17 protein-coding genes and 1 tRNA gene are annotated in these 18,335 nt (G+C 71.6%); 13 read left to right on the top strand and 5 right to left on the bottom strand.

The window, feature by feature from the left end; translation table 11 throughout:
• The first annotated feature begins 3 nt into the window (after positions 1–3).
• From ACTU3I_RS08915 to ACTU3I_RS08900, 4 genes are read left to right on the top strand one after another with little or no spacing between them, the layout of a single operon-like run.
• Entirely contained in the window at positions 4–1,947 is a 1,944-nt protein-coding gene (locus ACTU3I_RS08915; protein ID WP_442925329.1) for an ATP-binding protein, read from the top strand.
• Complete coding sequence (locus ACTU3I_RS08910; protein ID WP_442925328.1) at positions 1,937–3,106, top strand: acyl-CoA dehydrogenase family protein; 1,170 nt, start codon at positions 1,937–1,939, stop codon at positions 3,104–3,106. The genes ACTU3I_RS08915 and ACTU3I_RS08910 overlap by 11 nt, the downstream gene beginning before the upstream one ends.
• A 10-nt stretch (positions 3,107–3,116) precedes the next feature.
• Positions 3,117–3,596 (top strand): MaoC family dehydratase, encoded by a 480-nt coding sequence (locus ACTU3I_RS08905; RefSeq protein ID WP_442925327.1) that lies wholly within the window; start codon positions 3,117–3,119, stop codon positions 3,594–3,596.
• 11 nt (positions 3,597–3,607) lie between these two features.
• Positions 3,608–4,399 (top strand): HpcH/HpaI aldolase/citrate lyase family protein, encoded by a 792-nt coding sequence (locus ACTU3I_RS08900; protein WP_442926387.1) that lies wholly within the window; start codon positions 3,608–3,610, stop codon positions 4,397–4,399.
• Positions 4,400–4,414: 15 nt separating this feature from the next.
• On the opposite strand, the gene ACTU3I_RS08895 is transcribed toward ACTU3I_RS08900, so the two are convergent.
• On the bottom strand, positions 4,415–5,017 hold the full coding sequence (locus ACTU3I_RS08895) for a histidine phosphatase family protein (protein WP_442925326.1): 603 nt from the start codon (positions 5,015–5,017) through the stop codon (positions 4,415–4,417).
• Positions 5,018–5,036: 19 nt separating this feature from the next.
• The gene (locus ACTU3I_RS08890; protein WP_442925325.1) at positions 5,037–5,885 is read right to left on the bottom strand and encodes a Sir2 family NAD-dependent protein deacetylase; all 849 of its coding nucleotides are present in this window, start codon (positions 5,883–5,885) and stop codon (positions 5,037–5,039) included.
• A gap of 168 nt (positions 5,886–6,053) precedes the next feature.
• On the opposite strand from ACTU3I_RS08890, the gene ACTU3I_RS08885 reads away from it, so the two are divergent.
• Positions 6,054–6,854 (top strand): TrmH family RNA methyltransferase, encoded by an 801-nt coding sequence (locus ACTU3I_RS08885; protein ID WP_442925324.1) that lies wholly within the window; start codon positions 6,054–6,056, stop codon positions 6,852–6,854.
• 6 nt (positions 6,855–6,860) lie between these two features.
• On the opposite strand, the gene ACTU3I_RS08880 is transcribed toward ACTU3I_RS08885, so the two are convergent.
• Positions 6,861–7,718, bottom strand: coding sequence for an SGNH/GDSL hydrolase family protein (locus tag ACTU3I_RS08880; RefSeq protein ID WP_442925323.1), 858 nt, complete (start codon positions 7,716–7,718; stop codon positions 6,861–6,863).
• A 108-nt stretch (positions 7,719–7,826) separates the two neighbouring features.
• Between ACTU3I_RS08880 and ACTU3I_RS08875 the strand changes: the two genes are divergently transcribed.
• The 3 genes from ACTU3I_RS08875 (at position 7,827) to ACTU3I_RS08865 (ending at position 11,946) form a co-directional block, all read left to right on the top strand.
• Positions 7,827–9,692: a DEAD/DEAH box helicase gene (locus ACTU3I_RS08875; RefSeq protein WP_442925322.1), complete on the top strand. Its 1,866-nt coding sequence runs from the start codon at positions 7,827–7,829 to the stop codon at positions 9,690–9,692.
• Between the two features lie 95 nt (positions 9,693–9,787).
• Positions 9,788–10,894, top strand: a complete 1,107-nt coding sequence (locus ACTU3I_RS08870; RefSeq protein ID WP_442926386.1) for a VIT1/CCC1 transporter family protein — start codon at positions 9,788–9,790, stop codon at positions 10,892–10,894.
• Positions 10,891–11,946, top strand: coding sequence for an NAD(P)H-dependent flavin oxidoreductase (locus ACTU3I_RS08865; protein ID WP_442925321.1), 1,056 nt, complete (start codon positions 10,891–10,893; stop codon positions 11,944–11,946). Before ACTU3I_RS08870 ends, ACTU3I_RS08865 begins: the two co-directional genes overlap by 4 nt.
• Before the next feature lie 31 nt (positions 11,947–11,977).
• Here ACTU3I_RS08865 and ACTU3I_RS08860 read toward each other — a convergent pair.
• Positions 11,978–12,062, bottom strand: a tRNA-Leu gene (locus tag ACTU3I_RS08860).
• A gap of 106 nt (positions 12,063–12,168) precedes the next feature.
• On the opposite strand from ACTU3I_RS08860, the gene ACTU3I_RS08855 reads away from it, so the two are divergent.
• Both ACTU3I_RS08855 and ACTU3I_RS08850 read left to right on the top strand, forming a co-directional pair.
• A complete protein-coding gene (locus ACTU3I_RS08855; protein ID WP_442925320.1) occupies positions 12,169–13,473 on the top strand; it encodes a M20/M25/M40 family metallo-hydrolase in 1,305 nt (434 codons plus the stop codon).
• 9 nt (positions 13,474–13,482) lie between these two features.
• Entirely contained in the window at positions 13,483–14,313 is an 831-nt protein-coding gene (locus tag ACTU3I_RS08850) for an undecaprenyl-diphosphate phosphatase (RefSeq protein WP_442925319.1), read from the top strand.
• Between the two features lie 7 nt (positions 14,314–14,320).
• On the opposite strand, the gene ACTU3I_RS08845 is transcribed toward ACTU3I_RS08850, so the two are convergent.
• Positions 14,321–15,187 (bottom strand): PAC2 family protein, encoded by an 867-nt coding sequence (locus tag ACTU3I_RS08845; protein WP_442925318.1) that lies wholly within the window; start codon positions 15,185–15,187, stop codon positions 14,321–14,323.
• A gap of 104 nt (positions 15,188–15,291) precedes the next feature.
• Here ACTU3I_RS08845 and ACTU3I_RS08840 point away from each other — a divergent pair, with 104 nt between their 5' ends.
• The 3 genes from ACTU3I_RS08840 to ACTU3I_RS08830 are packed head-to-tail and all read left to right on the top strand — an operon-like array spanning position 15,292 to position 17,912.
• Positions 15,292–15,978: an HAD family hydrolase gene (locus tag ACTU3I_RS08840; protein WP_442925317.1), complete on the top strand. Its 687-nt coding sequence runs from the start codon at positions 15,292–15,294 to the stop codon at positions 15,976–15,978.
• Entirely contained in the window at positions 15,975–16,988 is a 1,014-nt protein-coding gene (locus tag ACTU3I_RS08835; RefSeq protein ID WP_442925316.1) for a tRNA (adenine-N1)-methyltransferase, read from the top strand. The genes ACTU3I_RS08840 and ACTU3I_RS08835 overlap by 4 nt, the downstream gene beginning before the upstream one ends.
• 9 nt (positions 16,989–16,997) lie before the next feature.
• Positions 16,998–17,912, top strand: a complete 915-nt coding sequence (locus ACTU3I_RS08830; protein WP_442925315.1) for an FKBP-type peptidyl-prolyl cis-trans isomerase — start codon at positions 16,998–17,000, stop codon at positions 17,910–17,912.
• Positions 17,913–18,335: the final 423 nt, after the last annotated feature.

The raw sequence follows: 18,335 nt of genomic DNA, 5'->3' as shown, positions 1-18,335 counted from the left end.
ACCATGCGTCGCCCTGAGCCCCGTGAAACGTTCGACACCGTCCTCGTCGCCAACCGCGGCGAGATCGCCCGCCGCGTCATCCGCACGCTCCGCCGCCTCGGCATCCGCTCGGTGGCGGTCTACAGCGACGCGGATGCCGGCGAACCGCATGTGCGCGAGGCGGATATCGCCGTGCGCATCGGCCCGGCCGCCGCGCGCGAGTCGTACCTGAGCATCGACGCCATCCTCGGTGCGGCGCGCCGCACGGGCGCGCAGGCGGTTCATCCGGGATACGGCTTCCTTTCGGAGAACGCCGAGTTCGCTCGCGCCTGTGCGGCCTCCGGGCTCGTCTTCATCGGGCCCTCGCCCGAGGCGATCGACGTCATGGGGGACAAGATCCGCGCGCGCGACCACGTCGTGGACTCCGGGGTGCCCATCGTTCCAGGGTTCGCCGCAGCCGGGCTGTCGACCGACGAGATCGCTGCGCAGGCGGCCGAGGTGGGCTACCCGCTCATCGTGAAGCCCTCCGCCGGAGGTGGCGGCAAGGGCATGGAGGTCGTGCGCGAGCCCGCCGGGCTCGCCGACGCTCTGGCCAGCGCGCGTCGGGTGGCCGCGGCAGCCTTCGGCGATGACACGCTCCTGCTGGAGCGCTACATCGCCGCACCCCGCCACATCGAGGTGCAGGTGCTCGCCGACGCGCACGGCACCGTCGTGCATCTCGGGGAGCGCGAATGCACCCTGCAGCGCCGCCACCAGAAGGTCATCGAAGAGGCGCCCTCGCCGCTGGTCGGCCCCGAGCTGCGCGCGCGCCTGGGCGAGGCGGCGTGCGCGGCAGCGGCGAGCGTCGGCTACCGCGGCGCCGGCACCGTGGAGTTCCTCGTCAGCGGTGAGCGTCCGGACGAGTTCTTCTTCATCGAGATGAACACGCGCCTCCAGGTCGAGCACCCCGTCACGGAGCTCGTCACCGGTCTCGACCTCGTCGAGCAGCAGGTACGGGTCGCCGCCGGCATCCCACTGGACTTCGCCCAGTCCGACGTCTCGCTGCGCGGCTGGGCGATCGAGGCGCGCGTGTATGCGGAGAGTCCCGAGCGCGGCTTCCTGCCCGCCGCCGGCGACGTGCTGCAATGGCGCCCGGCGGAGACCGTGCGCACCGATTCCGCCGTCGAGACGGGCAGCCGCGTGGGCACGGACTACGACCCGCTCGTCGCGAAAGTCATCGCCGGCGGCGTCGACCGCGGCGAGGCGCTCGGGCGGTTGGACGACGCGCTGGCCGATACCGTTCTTCTCGGCGTCGACACGAACATCGCGTACCTGCGCGCCGTGATCGCCGACGAGCGCGTCGTGCGCGGCGACCTCGACACCGGGCTCCTCGATCGCCTGCCCGTGCCGGACGCTGCACCCGTCGATGCCGCCGCCCTCGCGGCGGTGCGTGACGCGATGGAGCCGCCACGGGGCGAGCTGTGGCGCGCCGGCGACGGATGGCGGATGGGCGGCAGGAGAGAGGTCCCCGCCGCGACGTTCGACACGCCGGCGGGAACCGAGAGTCTTGACCCGGATGCGGTGGCAGACGGCGACGCACTCGTCGCGGTCGAGGCATCCGGTGCCGCGTGGGTGCACAGCGCCGGCCGCACGGCGCGGGTCGTGCCGATCTCGCGCCGCGAGGCGACCCTCCGCGAACTCGGTCCGGCAGCCGGCGCCCGCGACTCCGGGCTCACCGCGCCTCTTCCGGGCACCGTCGTCGCGCTGCACGTCGCCGACGGCGACCGCGTCGAAGCGGGCGACCGCCTGCTGACGATCGAGGCCATGAAGATGGAGCACACCCTCACAGCTCCCCGCGCCGGGATCGCCCGGCTGCGCGTGGGCGTCGGGACGTCGGTGGCCCGCGACGAGAGCGTGGCTGCCGTGGACGAACCGGCCGAGCAGGTCGAAGAACTCGAGCAGGTCCAGGAGGCCGCACATGCACACTGACACCCTGACCTACGGCCTCACCGCCGAGGAGCGCGAGCTCGCCGGCATGGTCCGCGCCTTCGCCGATGAGGTGGTCGCTCCCCGCGCCTACGAGGCCGACCGGACGGGCACCCTTCCGCTGGATGTCGTCGCCCAGATGGGCGAGCTCGGTCTGTTCGGGCTTCCCTTCCCGGAGGAGTACGGCGGCCAGGGTGGCGACTACGCCGCGCTGTGCGTCGCGCTGGAGGCACTCGGACGGGTCGATCAGTCGATCGCCATCACGCTGGAGGCGGGAGTGAGCCTCGGCGCCATGCCGATCTTCCGCTTCGGCACCGAGGAGCAGCGCGCCCGCTACCTCCCCGACCTCCTGGCGGGGCGGGCCCTCGCGGGCTTCGGTCTCACCGAGCCCGAAGCCGGCAGCGACGCCGGCGCCACGCGCACGAGCGCGCGGCTGGAGGACGGTCAGTGGGTGATCGACGGCGCGAAGCAGTTCATCACCAACTCGGGCACGGACATCACCCGCTTCGTCACGGTCACCGCCGTCACCGGCCGGGCCGCCGGCGGCCGCCCCGAGATCTCGACCATCATCGTCCCCTCCGGCACCCCGGGCTTCGTCGTCGGGCCCGCCTACGACAAGGTCGGCTGGCACGCGTCCGACACGCACCCGCTGGCGTTCTCGGACGCGCGCGTCCCGGAGGAGAACCTGCTCGGCGAGCGCGGACGCGGGTACGCGAACTTCCTCCACATCCTCGACGAGGGCCGCATCGCGATCGCGGCCCTGGCCACCGGCGCCGCGGAGGGGTGCCTCGAGGCGGCCGTGGACTACGCAAAGACCCGCACGGTGTTCGGCGAGCGACTCTCGTCGCGCCAGAGCATCCAGTTCCTCCTGGCGCGCATGCGCGCACGGGTGCACACCGCACGCCTGGCATGGCTGCACGCCGTGCGTCTGCGCGATGCGGGCGAGCCGTTCAAGGAGGAGGCGGCGATCGCCAAGCTCGTCGCGGGGGAGGCCGCGATGGACAACGCGCGCGACGCCACGCAGGTGTTCGGCGGCAACGGGTTCATGAACGAGTACCCGGTGGCCCGGCACTATCGTGACTCGAAGATCCTCGAGATCGGCGAGGGCACCACGGAGGTGCAGCTGCTGGTGATCTCCCGGGCGCTGGGGCTCGAGGGCTAGCGTGGGGGACGTGAACGTCATCGTCCAGCGCGGGCTGTACTTCGAGGAATTCGACGTCGGCGCGCGCTACTCCCATCGTCCGGGACGCACCATCACCGAGGCCGACAACATCCTCTTCTCGAACATCACGATGAACCCGCAGGCGCTGCACGTCGACGCGGCATACGCCGCCACCCAGCCGTTCGGCCGCCCGCTGGTCAACTCGATGTTCACCCTCGCGACAGTCGTGGGGTCCTCCGTCGCGCAGCTGACGCAGGGCACCCTCGTCGCGCAGCTCGCGCTGTCGGACATCTCCTTTCCCGCTCCGCTGTTCCCCGGCGACACCCTCTACACCGACACCGAGATCGTCTCCGCCCGCCCGTCGAAGTCGCGGCCCGAGCAGGGGATCGTGACGATGCGGCACACCGGGCGCTCGCAGGAGGACACCGTGGTGGCCACTGTCACGCGCACGGCTCTCGTCTGGCGCGCGGATGCGGAGACGCGGGCGTGAGCGGCTTCGCGATGGGCCCCGCGCTGCTGTTCTGCCCCGCCGATCGGCCCGAGCGCTTCGCCAAGGCGGCCGAGCGCGCGGACGCGGTGATCCTCGACCTCGAAGACGCCGTGTCGGCCGACGCGAAGACGGCGGCCCGCGGAGCGGTCATCGAGGCTGACCTCGACCCTGCCCGCACGATCGTGCGGGTCTCCCCACCGGGGACGGAGGCGTTCGTCGCCGATCTCGCGACGCTGGCGCAGACCGACTTCCGCACGATCATGGTCGCGAAAGCCGAATCGGCCACGTCGCTCAGCTCGATCGATCCGCGCTTTTCGATCCTGGCGCTGTGCGAGACCGTGCGCGGCGTGACGGCCGCGGACGAGCTCGCCGCCTCCGACCGGGTGGTCGGGCTGATGTGGGGGGCCGAAGATCTCGTGGCGAGCCTCGGCGGCACGTCCAGCCGCGACGGAGACGGGCGGTACCGTCAGGTCGCCCGTTACGCGCGCTCACGCGTCCTCCTCGCCGCCGGCGCGGCGGGGAAGGCGGCGATCGACAGTGTCTACCTCGACATTGCCGACACGACAGGGCTCTCGGCGGAGGCCGAAGACGCTGCGGCCTCGGGGTTCGCCGCGACCGCGTGCATCCACCCCTCCCAGGTGGGGGTCATCCGGGAGGCGTACCGCCCCGCACCGGAGCTGCGGGAGTGGGCGGAGAGTGTGCTGCGCGCCGCCGAGGGTGAGCGAGGCGTCTTCCGCTTCGAGGGCCGGATGGTCGACGAGCCGGTGCTCCGGCACGCGCGGCACGTGCTCTCGCGCGCCTGAGGCTCCCCGGGGGACTCAGATCGCGGCGACCGGCGCCAGCATCCGCAGGTGGTCGCGCTCGACGAGAAGCGTGTGCGCGGAGGCGTTGTGCAGGCGCTCTCCGGGGCGGGGCAGCTCACCGCCGGTCGCGAAGCGGATCACCTGCCGGATGAGCGCGCCGTGCGCGACGGCGATGATCCACGGCGCGACGGGGGCGTAGCGTCGTCGACCGTCGCGGACCATGTCGGCGATGGCGGAGAGCGCGCGTGTGCGCACATCCGGCCACGCCTCCGCGCCGGGGATGACGGCGGTGCTCCAGTCGCCCCACCGTCTGGCGAACTCCGCCGCCTCCAGCCCCTCGGCATCGCCGTACGCCCGCTCGCGGAGCCGTCGGTAGCGCGTGGGCTCGGCAGCGCCGAGCACCTCGGCGATGATGTCGGCCGTCTCGGCGGCACGGGAGAGATCGCTGGAGACCACGAGCACGGGAACCGCGGGGTCACGGTCGGCGGCGAACCGTTCCGCCGCCTCCCTCGACTGCCGTCGGCCGGTGTCGTTGAGCGGGATGTCGGTGGTGCCCTGGATGCGCCCGTCGCGGTTCCAGTCGGTCTCGCCGTGGCGCACGAAGGTCAGGATCGTCACGGTCCGAGCGTATCGGCGCTCAGATGGACGTCGGCTGTGCGAGCGCGACGGCGAGAGCGCCGAGCACCTCCGTCGTGCCGGCGTCGATCTTCACCGTCGCCCGCGCATCCGCCCGGGTCTCGCCGCGGTTGACGATCACGACCGGGAGACGACGTCGTCGCGCCCGCTCGACCAGACGGATGCCCGAATTGACCACGAGCGACGATCCCGCGACGACGAGAGCGTCGCTGGACTGCAGCAACTGTTCGGCCTCGCGGAATTTCTCGACCGGGATGAACTCGCCGAAGAAGACCACGTCGGGCTTGAGCATCCCGCCGCACACCGTGCACTCCGGGATGTGGAAGCCCTCGACCGACTCCGGGCGCACGTCACCGTCGGGGCCGAGGGGCACGTTCTCGGGGGTGGCGAGCCAGGGGTTCTCCCGTTCCATCCGCTCGGCGAGGTCACGGCGGTCGAAGACCTGGCCGCAGCGTGTGCAGAACACGCGGCGCATGGTGCCGTGGAGTTCCACGACGCGGCGGCTGCCGGCGCGAAGATGCAGACCGTCGACGTTCTGCGTGATGACGCCGGCGGCCACGCCCGACCGCTCGAGCTCGGCGATCGCCCGGTGCCCGTCGTTGGGCCGCGCACTGGAGAACGTGCGCCACCCGAGGTGACCGCCGACCCAGTAGCGGCGGCGCGCCTCCTCGCTGGCGAGGAACTGCTGCACCGTCATGGGAGTGCGAGCGGGTGCCCCTTTGCCGCGGTAGTCGGGGATGCCCGAGTCGGTGGAGACTCCGGCGCCGGTGAGGACGGCGAGGCGGCGGCCCCGGAGGATCTCGACGGCGCGATCGACCGCGCCGGTCGCTTCGTGCTGCTCGATCGTCACGCGCACCTCCCCGGTTCCGAGTGTAGGCGCGTGCCGGGGCCCCCTCGCGCGGGCGCCTCTCGTCCTGCTCGCCCGCACCGTTGTGCCGCCTCGCGGCCTGCGGAGCCGCATCTCGGTGCGGGGGAGCGGGGAGGAAGCGCCACAGCGGAGGGGTGGCAGAGTGGGGGGATGACCGTCGTCGCGATCCCGGATGCAGCCGATCAGCGACTCTCGGACTATCGCGACCTCACCGACGTGGCACTCCGCCGGGTGCAGGAGCCGCTCGGCGGGCTCTACATCGCCGAGTCGGCCAAGGTGCTCGGTCGCGCCCTCGCGGCCGGGCACCGCCCGCGATCGGTGCTCGTGCAGGAGAAGTGGCTCGCCGACGCGCAGCGGCTCGTTCCCGACCCCGGTGTACCGATCTACGTCGTGCCCGAGCAGGTTGCCGCGGCGGTGACCGGCTACGCCGTGCATCGCGGGCTGCTCGCGGCGATGCATCGCCCGCCGTTACGTCCGGTTGCCGACGTCGTCGCCGGTGCACGGACGGTCGTCGTGCTGGAGGACATCGTCGATCACACCAACGTCGGCGCCGCCTTCCGAAGCGCCGCCGCCCTCGGCGCCGACGCGGTGCTGGTGACGCCCCGCTGCGCCGACCCGCTCTATCGCCGGAGCGTGCGGGTGAGCATGGGAACGGTCTTCCAGGTCCCGTGGACGCGGCTGGGTGAGTGGCATGAGGCGGCTCCCCTCCTGCACGACGCGGGGTTGCACCTGGCCGCCCTCGCGCTGTCGGACGACGCCGTCGCCCTCGATGCCTTCGCGGCGACGCGGCCCGACCGCGTGGCGCTGCTCCTGGGCGCGGAGGGCGACGGGCTCAGCCGTCGGGCCCTCGCGGCAGCCGACACGATCGTGACGATTCCGATGGCCGGCGGCGTGGATTCGCTCAACGTCGCCGCCGCCTCCGCTGTCGCCCTCTGGGCACTCACCCGCTGACGCCGCTCAGCGGTCGTCGTCGCGTGCGACCGCCTCGGAGGCCTCCGCGGCGGTGAGGACGACCGGCAGCGGCTCGGGGCGCTTCGCGGTGATGGCGTCGCCCGACGATCGGTGCCGCAGGCGTCGCAGCACCCACGGGACGAGATACTCGCGGGCCCACACGAGGTCTTTCTCCCGCGCGGCACGCCACGTCGTGGTCGGAAGCGGATCGGGCTGCATGGGTTGCAGCTCGTTCGGCACATTCAGTGCACGAAGCACCATGCGCGCCACCTCGTGGTGCCCCAAAGAGTTGTAGTGCAGGCGGTCGTCAGTGAAGAAGCGCATGTCCTGCACGACCTTCAGGCCCCACTGGTCGGCCACGATGCAGTCGTAGCGGTCGGCGATGGCGCGGATGTTCTCGTTGTAGATGGCGATCTTGCCGCGGATGCCGCGGAACACGGGCGTGAAGTTCGTGTCGATGCCCGTGAACACCACGAGCGTCGCGCCGTCGCGGGAGAGCCGCACGACAGCGTCCTCGAACTGCTGCGCGACCTCGTCGGGATCGGTGCCGGGGCGGATGACGTCGTTCCCGCCGGCGGAGAAGGTGAGGAGGTCGGGCTGGAGGGCGAGTGCGGGGGCGATCTGGTCGGCCGTGATCTGGCCGATGAGCTTTCCGCGCACGGCGAGGTTCGCGTACGCGAAGTCGTCGACCTGCGACGCGAGCACCTCCGCGACCCGGTCGGCCCAGCCGCGATGCCCCCCCGGCGAGCCTTCTTCGGGGTCACCGATCCCCTCGGTGAAGGAGTCGCCGATCGCGACGAAACGGCGCCAGGGGTGGGGGCCGGCGTTGGCCGCGAGCGACGTGCGGGAAGACGGGTCGGTCATGGATTCCTCCTCCCATCAGGCTATCCCCGCAGGAGGGATCCGAGTGGGGGAGGACTCGCCTATCGTGGATGTTCGCGCCGCCGGAAAGACCGATCGAGAGGGGATGCTGTGGACGACGCCCTCGCCTCTCCCGAACTCTCCGTCGACGACACCCCCGACGAGCACCATTTCGGCAGCTTCGCCGCCGAACACCTCTCGCCCACATGGCCGCAGCGCGCCCCGTGGGGCACCGCGCAACGCCTTCGTGCCTGGCAGGCCGAGGCCCTCGACGCCTACTTCGGCATGGACGGACCGGACGGCACCGGCAAAGGCCCGCGGGACTTTCTCGCGGCGGCGACGCCGGGTGCCGGCAAGACCACGTTCGCGCTGCGTCTGGCCAGTGAGCTCCTGCGCCGAGGGGTCGTCGACCGGATCGTCGTGGTCGCCCCCACGGAACACCTGAAGACGCAGTGGGCCGACGCGGCGGCTCGCGTCGGCATCCGCCTCGACCCCGCCTTCAGCAACCGTCACGCGGCCCCCTCGCGGCAGTACCACGGGGTGGCCGTGACGTACGCACAGGTCGCGGTGAAGGCATCCGTGCACGCGCGCCTCACGATGGACGCGCGGACGCTCGTGGTCCTCGACGAGGTGCATCACGGCGGCGACGCGCTCAGCTGGGGCGACGCGCTGCGCGAGGCGTACAGCCGCGCGACGCGGCGCCTGCTCTTGAGCGGGACGCCGTTTCGCAGCGACACCGCCCCCATCCCGTTCGTGGAGTACCACCCCGACGCCAAGGGCATCCGCGTCTCCCGCACGGATTACGCGTACGGGTACCGCCGCGCACTCGAGGACGGTGTCGTGCGCCCCGTGCTCTTCCTCGTCTACGCCGGTGCGATGCGCTGGCGCACGAAGGCCGGCGAGGAGATGGAAGCCCAGCTCGGCCAGGACAACACCAAGGACATCACCGCACAGGCATGGCGCACCGCGCTCGACCCGCACGGTGAGTGGATTCCGGCCGTGCTGCGCTCCGCCGACAAGCGGCTGAGCGAGGTCCGCGCGCAGGTGCCGGATGCCGGCGGGCTCGTCATCGCGACCGACCAGACGGCCGCGCGCGCCTATGCCGCCATCCTCGAGGGCATCACGGGCGAGGCGCCGACCGTCGTGCTCTCCGACGAGGCGGAGGCCTCCGGTCGCATCGAGCAGTTCGCGCAGAGCGAGTCGCGGTGGATGGTCGCGGTGCGGATGGTGTCCGAAGGCGTCGATGTCCCCCGCCTGGCCGTCGGTGTGTACGCGACCTCGGCGGCGACGCCCCTGTTCTTCGCGCAGGCGATCGGGCGCTTCGTCCGCGCGCGTCGTCGCGGCGAGACAGCGAGCGTCTTCCTCCCCAACGTGCCGATCCTGCTGGCGCTGGCGGGCGAGCTCGAGCGTCAGCGCGACCACGCCCTCGACCGCGACTCCGACGGCGACGAATGGGACGCCGAAGAAGACCTGATGGACGCCGCCGAGCGCGACGAGAAGGCCTCCGACGCGCTCACCGAGGAGTTCACGTTCCAGGCGCTGGGGTCGCTCGCCCATTTCGACCGGGTGATGTTCGACGGCAAGGAGTTCGGCCAGCTCGCCGTACCGGGCTCGCTGGAGGAGGAGGAGTTCCTCGGGATCCCCGGGCTCCTCGAACCCGACCAGGTGCACGAGGTGCTGATGTCGCGCGTGTCGCGGCAGTCGCGCCACCGCTCGGCCCGCGAGGCCCGCGAGGGCGCGGCATCCGGCGAGACGGCCGTCGAACCCGCCCCGCCGCAGGCGCTTCACCGCACGCTCAAGGAGCAGCGCCAACTCCTCAACAGCCTCGTGGGGCTGTACGCGCGTCAGACGGGCGAACCGCACGGCCTCGTGCACGCGGAGCTGCGGCGCATCTGCGGCGGACCGGCCGTGTCGCACGCGACCGTCGCACAGCTGCAGGCGCGCATCGAGGTGCTCCGCCGGCGCGTCCACTCCTGACCTTCGCCGCTGTTCGGAACCCCGAAATGCTGGCAGTTCCGCCGATCCGGCCGAGCGCCGGATGCGCGCTGGATAGCGTGGAAGCATCCTTTCCGATCGGAGCCGCCGTGTCTCGTCCCCTCAGCGACCCCACCGATCGCGACCGCCGTCGCTGGGTGCGCTACCTCGTCGACGAACGCGCCGAGGCGCGGGTGTACCGCGATCTCGCCGCCCGCCGCGACGGCGAGGAGCGTGACATCCTGCTCGCGCTCGCCGATGCCGAGGGCCGCCACGAGGCGCACTGGCTCGCTCTCCTCGGTGGCGAGCCGGCGCGGCTGCCGCGTCCCGACCTCGGAACCCGCGCGCTCGCGTGGATGGCACGGCGGTTCGGGTCGATCTTCGTCCTCGCTCTGGCCCAAAACGCCGAAGGGCGCTCGCCCTACGCGGGCGAGCCCTACGCCACGGCGGCGATGGCCGCGGACGAGAAGATCCACCACGAAGTCGTGCGAGGCCTCGCGGCCCGTGGACGCCGGCGGCTCTCGGGCACCTTCCGCGCGGCGGTGTTCGGCGCCAACGACGGGCTCGTGTCGAACCTCGCGCTCGTGATGGGCATCGGGGCGACCGGCGTCGCGCCGGGCTTCGTGCTCTTCAGCGGCATCGCGGGGCTGCTGGCCGGGGCGCTGTCGATGGGGGCGGGGGAGTTCGTCTCGGTACGCTCGCAGCGGGAGCTTCTCGCCGCCACCCAGCCGAACGAGTATGCCGACGACGCCCTGCCGCATCTCGACCTCGACGCCAACGAGCTCGCACTGGTGTACCGGACGCGGGGGATGCCCGAGGAACAGGCGCTCCAGCGCGCCCGCCGCGTCGTGACCGCTGCGCATGACTCCGGAAGGGGCGCGCTGCGCGCGGGCGAACCGGAGACGGCCACCGACACGAACGAAGTCGTGGGCAAGGCGTGGGGTGCGGCGATCTCGAGCTTCCTGTTCTTCGCCTCGGGGGCGGTCATCCCGGTGCTGCCGTGGATCTTCGGGCTCTCGGGGGTCGTCGCCGTGGCCGTCGCGCTCGTCCTCGTCGGCATCGCGCTGCTGTGCACCGGCGCGACGGTGGGCCTTCTCTCGGGCGCATCGCCGCTACGGCGTGCAGCCCGCCAGCTGCTCATCGGCTTCGGGGCTGCTGCGGTGACCTACCTCCTGGGGTTGGCGTTCGGGGTGAGCGTCGCATGAGCGCGCGCCAGCTCGCAGATCTCCTCGGGATCGAGCAGCCGATCGTGCTGGGCCCCTTCGGCGGGCTGTCATCGGTCGATCTGACGGCCGCGGTGAGCGAGCGGGGAGGGCTCGGTTCCTACGGCCTGTACGGCTACGACGCCGACCGCATCGCCGACACCGCGCTGCGGCTCCGGGAACGCACGACACGGCCGTTCGCTCTCAACCTCTGGCTTCCCACCGGCGATGAGGTCGCTCCGGCGGAGGTGGATCTCGCGCCCGCCGTCGACGTCGTGTCGGGCTTCTTCGATGAGGTCGGCGTCGCGATACCCGACCCTCCGGCGCAGTTCCTCCCCGACGCCGCATCGCAGATCGACGCGGTCCTGGAGGCGCGGCCGGCCATTCTCAGCGTCGTGTTCGGCGTGCCCGGACCCGAGACGGTGCAGAGGGCGCACGAGCGGGGCGTGCGCATCATCGGGGCCGCGACCACGGTGGCGGAAGCCGTCGCCCTCGAGGAGGGCGGCGTGGACGCGATCGTCGCCACGGGCGCGGAGGCAGCCGGCCACCGCGTGTCCTTCCTGGCGCCCGCTGAGAACTCGCTCGTCGGCACCTTCGCGCTGGTGCCGCAGGTCGTCGACGCCGTGTCGGTGCCGGTGATCGCCGCCGGCGCGATCGCCGACCGACGCGGTGTGGCTGCGGCGTTCGCGCTCGGGGCCTCGGGAGTGCAGGTGGGAACCGCGTTCCTCCGCACCCGCGAGTCGGTGGCACCGCCGTCGCATCGTGCCGCGATCGGCCGGACGCCGGCGGAGGCGACGGTCCTCACTCGCGCGATGAGCGGACGGCTCGCCCGAGGCGCGGCAAATCGCGCCATCCGCACGATCGAGGCGCGAGGGGAGATCGCGCCGTTCCCCGCGCAGAACTGGCTCACCGGCAGGTTCCGCGCGGTCGCGGCGGAGCGCGACGAGGAGGAGCTGCTTTCGCTGTGGATGGGGCAGGGTGCTTCGCTCGCGCGGCACGACGACGCCGCATCCGTCTTCGCCGAGCTCGCAGCGGGCCTCCCTGCCCGCCAATGAAAAAGGCCCCTGACGGGGCCGTTTTCATTTGTGCGCGAGGGGGGACTTGAACCCCCACGCCCTATACGGGCACTAGCACCTCAAGCTAGCGCGTCTACCTATTCCGCCACCCGCGCATGGGTGAATCGCTTTCGCAACCGAAGATCGAGATTAGCACGTCGTGCGGGCTGCCGATAATCGCGATGGCAGGCGCCGAGAGCGCATCCCGGTAGCGTAGACGGCATGCCTGCGAGCGAGTCCGAGCTTCCCGAGGTCGCGCGCATCGCGGCCGACCTGATCCGCTTCGACACCTCCAACTTCGGCGGCGGCAAGGCGCACGGCGAGCGGGAGGCGGCCGAGTACGTCGGCGCCTATCTGGAGAGCCTCGGGCTCCGCGCCGAGTATTACGAGCCGATCCCGCGCCGCACCAACGTCGCTGCGCGTGTGCCGGGCCGCGATCGCGACAAGCCGGCGCTCGTTCTGCACGGTCACCTCGATGTCGTGCCCGCCGTGGCGGAGGACTGGAGCGTCGATCCGTTCGCCGGAGAGATCCGCGACGGCGTCCTGTGGGGGCGCGGCGCCGTGGACATGAAGGACATGGACGCCATGATCCTCACCGCGGTCGCGGACCTGCTCCGCGCCGGCGCGCAGCCGGAGCGCGACCTCGTCCTCACGTTCTTCGCCGATGAGGAGAACGGCGGCGTCGAGGGATCCGCGCTCGTCGTCCGGGACCGTCCGGAGTGGTTCGCCGGTGCGACGGAGGCGATCAGCGAGGTCGGCGGCTATTCGATCCCGGTCGGGGATTCCCGGGCGTATCTCCTCCAGGTGGGGGAGAAGGCGCTGGTCTGGATCCGGCTCGTCGCCCGCGGCCGCGCCGGGCACGGCAGCGGGCTGCACCCCGACAACGCCGTCACCGCTCTCGCGGAGGCGGTCGCCGCGGTGGGCCGCACGGCCTGGCCGGTGCGCCTCACCGAGACGACGGAGAAGTTCCTCGCGGGCCTGGCCGACCTCACCGGCGACGATGCCGGCGGCGACCCGGATGCGCTCGCCTCCCGCGTAGGACCGGCCGCTCCCTTCCTTCGCTCGACCCTGCGCACCACGAGCAACCCCACCGGGCTCACCGCCGGGTACAAGCACAACGTCATCCCCGACCGTGCGGAGGCGCTGATCGACGTGCGCGCTCTGCCCGGCACCGAGGACGCGGTGCTCGCCCAGATCCGTGAGATCGTCGGCCCGCACATCGACGTCGAGATCGTGCACCGGGACATCGGGCTCGAGGTGCCCTTCGCCGGGCCCCTCGTCGATGCGATGGTCGGCGCGCTGGACCGGGCCGACCCCGGTGTGCCGGTGCTGCCATACCTGATGGGCGGCGGGACGGATAACAAGGCGTTGTCGACGCTGGGGATCGCCGGCTACGGCTTCGCTCCGTTGCGCCTTCCCGGCGACCTGGACTTCACCGGCATGTTCCACGGCGTGGACGAACGCGTCCCCGTCGACGCGCTCGTGTTCGGCCAGCGTGTGCTCACCGACCTCCTCCGCACGTACTGAAAGGCGCGCATGCACGTTATCGAGGCCATCATCCTGGGACTGGTGCAGGGTCTCACCGAGTTCCTGCCGATCTCCTCCAGCGCACACCTGCGCATCGTGGGGGAGTTCCTCCCTTCGGCGACCGATCCGGGGGCGACCTTCACGGCCATCACTCAGATCGGCACCGAGCTCGCCGTGCTCGTGTACTTCTGGGGCACGATCGTACGGATCATCAGCCGGTGGGCCCAGGCACTCGTCGGGCGTGTGCCGCGGAACGATCCGGACGTCCGGATGGGCTGGCTCATCATCCTGGGAACGATCCCGATCGGGGTGCTCGGCTACCTCTTCCAGGACGTCATCCGCAACACCTTCCGCAACCTGTGGCTCGTCGCGATCGTGCTCATCGTCTTCGGCCTGCTGCTGGGCGCCGCCGACCGGTGGGGTAAGCGCCGGCGAGAGCTGAAGGACCTGACCTACCCGCACGGCATCGCCTACGGGTTCGCCCAGGCCCTCGCGCTGATCCCGGGTGTCTCGCGATCGGGGGCGACGACGACCCTCGGTCTGGCGCTCGGCTATACGCGCCCCGCGGCTGCGGAGTACGCCTTCCTGCTCGCGGTCCCCGCCGTCTTCGGCAGCGGCATCTACGAGCTGGTGCAGAGCTTCGACGAGCCGGGCGGTCCCTACAACCTGGCCGAGACGGGCGTGGCGACTGTCGTGGCGTTCGCCGTGGGCCTGGGCGTCATCGCCTTCCTGATGCAGTACATCAAGCGACGCAGCTTCCTGCCGTTCGTGATCTACCGCGTCGTACTCGGCGCGCTGTTGATGGTGCTCCTGGCGACGAACGTCCTGCAGCCCTACTGAGCGCGGCTCACCGTCGGGGCGGGTCGTCCCGGCCGGGTTTGCTCGGGCCGTCGCCGCCGCGGCGGAGGTAGCGCTCGAACTCCTGCGCGATGGCGTCGCCGGAGGCCTCCGGGGAGTCCCACGTGTCACGCGTGCGCTCGAGCTGGCGGATGTACTCGGTCATCTCCTCGTCGTCCGCCGCCGCGGCGTCGATCGACGCCTCCCACGCGACGGCCTCGGTCGCGAGGTCGCCGCGAGGGAGATCGGCGCCCGTGATGTCTTCCAGCCGGTCGAGGAGGGCCAGCGTCGCCTTGGGCGACGGCGTGTGGCCGGCGACATAGTGCGGCACGCTCGCCCACAGGCTCGCGGACGGGATGCCGGCAGCATCCGCGACGGTACTGAGGACGCTGAGGATGCCGACGGGCCCCTCGTAGGTGCTCCGCTCGAGATTCAGGAGCGTGCGGATGCGCTCGTTCTCGCTCCCGGCGAAGATCGAGATGGGACGCGTGTGCGGGACGTCGGACATCATCGAGCCGAGCGCCACGATGCCGGTGATGTCTTCGCGCAACGCCACGTCGACGAACTCCGCCGCGAAACCCTGCCAGGCGCGCGCGGGTTCGGCTCCGGTCAGGAGCCACAGCTCGGTGCCCCGGCGAGCGTGGGTCGGCCGGTACAGCGTGGCGTCGGGCCAGCGGAGCGTCCGGTGCCCCTCGCCGTCGGCGACCATGTGCGGCCGGGTGTACTGATAGTCGAAGTACAGCTCCGGATCGACGGAGAAGACCGGTTCGTAGGAGCCCTGTTCGCGCAGGAGCGACACAGCGGCGGATGCCGCCTCGCCGGCGTCGTTCCAGCCGTCGAAGGCGGTGACCAAGACCCGACGACCCAGTGCGTCCACGCAACCTCCTCTGCCCGGAAAGGGCTGACTCCACAATAGGCGCATCACGCTGGAAGGGGGCCGAGGGCGGCTGGGGGAGCGCGCCCCCTCGATACGATGGTCGGATGACTTCCCCCCTTCCCGCCGCCGTCCTGTGGGACATGGACGGCACGCTCGTGGACACCGAGCCGTACTGGATGGCGGCGGAGACTCCGCTCGTCGAGCGGTTCGGCGGAACCTGGTCGCACGAGCAGGCCCTGCAGCTGGTCGGGCTGGGCTTGGAGGACTCGGCACGGATCTTCCAGGCGGCGGGCGTGCGGATGGGGGTCGGCGACATCATCGACACCCTCACCGATGACGTCATGCGCTCCCTGGCGGTGACGGGCGTGCCTTTCCGTCCGGGCGCGCGCGAGCTCCTCGCCGACCTGCGCGCCCAGGGGATCCCGACGGCGCTTGTCACGATGTCGATCCGGCGGATGGCCGACAGCGTCGTGGACCTGATCGAGTTCGACGCCTTCGACGTCGTGATCGCTGGTGACGACGCTCCGCGTCCGAAGCCCTTCCCCGATGCGTACCTGCAGGCATGCGAGGCGCTCGGCGTCGATCCGCGGGACACCGTCGCGATCGAGGACTCGCCGAACGGCCTGCGCGCCGCGGTCGCCAGTGGCGCGGTCAGCCTCGGCGTGCCCCTCATGCTGCCGCTGGAGGGGGCCGGTGCCCACGAGCTGTGGCCGACGCTCGAGGGGCGGACCACGAATGACCTGCGCGCCCTGCACGCCACACACGGCCGGCGGGCGGAGGAGGGAAGATGAGCGAGACATCGCACCTGAGCGGACCGTTCCGCATCGGCGACCGCGTGCAGTTGACCGGTCCTAAAGGGCGGCTCCACACCATCACGCTGCGCGAGCGCGGCGAGCTGCACACCCACCACGGCGTGCTCGCGCACGAGAGCCTCGTCGGCCAGCCCGACGGCAGCGTCGTGGTCAACAGCGGCGGGCACGAGTACCTCGCTCTTCGTCCCCTGCTCCGCGACTTCGTCATGTCGATGCCTCGCGGCGCGGCCATCGTCTACCCCAAGGACGCCGCCCAGATCCTGGCGCAGGCCGACATCTTCCCCGGTGCCGTCGTCGTCGAGGCCGGAGTGGGATCGGGCGCCCTGGCGCTCTGGCTTCTCCGGGCGATCGGGCCTTCCGGGCGACTGCTGTCGTTCGAGCGCCGTGAGGAGTTCGCCGATGTGGCTCGCGCGAACGTCGAGACGTTCCTCGGCGAGCACCCTGCCTCGTGGGACGTCGTCGTGGGCGACCTGGTCGAGGAGCTCCCCGGCGCCGTCGCGCCCAGATCCGTCGATCGCGTGGTGCTCGACATGCTCGCGCCCTGGGAGTGCGTCGACGCGGTCGCGGATGCGCTGACTCCGGGGGGCGTGGTGCTGTGTTACATCGCCACCGCGACGCAGCTCAGCCGCGTCGCGGAGTACCTGCGCGGCACCGGGCTGTTCACCGAGCCGGAGGCCAGCGAGACGATGGTGCGCGGATGGCACGTCGAAGGACTGGCCGTGCGCCCCGATCATCGGATGGTCGCGCACACCGGATTCCTCATCACCGCCCGGCGCCTTGCGCCCGGCGCGGTTCCGCCGGATGTGCGCCGGCGGGCGCTGAAGAAGCCGACCTACGGCGAGGAGGACATCGAAGCATGGACTCCCGGGGCCGTGGGGGACCGCGAGATCACCGACAAGAACCTCCGCAAACGCGTTCGCGAGGCGCAGAAGGCCGCGGAAGGCATCCGTCAGGCGTCGGGACAGGGTGCGTCGGAGCCGACGGACTAAGCTGATCCGGTGCGCAGAACCTCCGCTCTCCTCGCCGTGACGGCCCTGGCAGCCGTCGGACTCGTCGGCTGCACGGCGGCTCCGGATGCCTCGTGCAACCCCACCTCTCAGTTCGCCGGCGCGCTCGAAGGCGTGCAGGTGTCGGGCTCGGGCGACGGTCAGCCGGAGCTCGACGTCCGAACTCCCTTCCACGTGACGAGGACCTCATCCGACGTGCTGGAGCGCGGCGACGGGCCGGCGATCGAGGAGGACAACCAGCTGGTGGTCCTCGACATCGCGATCAGCAGCGGTTCGAGCGGTGAATCCGTCATCGCGACGCCGTACAACGGCGAGCTGACACGGGTGTTCCCGCTGTCGGAGTGGACGCAAGGCTTCCCGGGCCTCGCGACCGCACTGGAGTGCGCCACCGAAGGCTCACGGCTGGTGGTGGGCCTCGCTCCCGAAGACCTCGCGGAGGGCGTTGCGGGGAGCCTCGGCATCTCCGAAGACGACTCGGCCGTGGCCGTCGTCGACGTGCGCAAGGTGTACCTGCCGAAGGCCAACGGTGCTGATCAGTTCACCGAGAGTCACGGCCTACCGACTGTCGTCCGCGCACCGAACGGTCGACCCGGCATCATCGTCCCGGACGCGACCGCTCCCTCGGACACCGTCGTGCAGGTGCTCAAGCGGGGCGACGGCGGCGAAGTGGGCGGGGATGACGCCGCCCGGGTCGCCTACACCGCGGTGTCGTGGGAGAGCGGGGACGTCCTCGACTCCACGTGGGACGCCGCCCCCGTGGCCGCCTCGGCGCAGAGCCTTCCCGAACCCGTGCTCCAGGCTCTGGAGGGACAGACCGTGGGTTCGCAGGTGCTCGTCGTGCTCCCCGGCGCAGACGGTGGCTCGGCGCAGGTCTACGTGCTCGACATCCTCGGCATCGACGGCTGACTTCGCTTTCCGGAACGCGGGCGCTCCGTCTCGTCGCTCCGCTCCTCGCTCAGCGACCCGCCGCGACGCCGTCCCGGTCGCCGACCGAGCGAGTCGAAGCGCCCTGCCTCCGGTCGCTGGTCGAGCCGTAGCCGATACGAAGCGTCGCCCCGTCGCGTGGCATGGTGCCCCCTTCCGGTCGCTGAGCGAGCCGTAGGCGAGACGACGCGTCGCCCCCTCGCGTGTGGGGTGGTGCGCGTGCGTGCGGGGTTGTTAGAAGGGTGGGGGTTGGTTGTCGGGGATGAAGGTGACGTGGGGTGGGGGGTGGTCGGTGTAGGTGTGGCCGAGGGGGCTGTGGAAGTGGATGGTGCCGTTGGGGTGTTGGGTGGCGGTCCAGGGGGTTTCGGTTTTGAGGGTGTGGTGGCGGGTGCAGAGGTGGGCGAG

It is taken from the genome of Microbacterium sp. RD1, from assembly GCF_052220165.1.
Classification (GTDB): Bacteria; Actinomycetota; Actinomycetes; order Actinomycetales; family Microbacteriaceae; genus Microbacterium.
The sequence above is the reverse complement of the archived record's forward strand: the minus strand, read 5'-3'. Positions and strand labels throughout refer to the sequence as shown.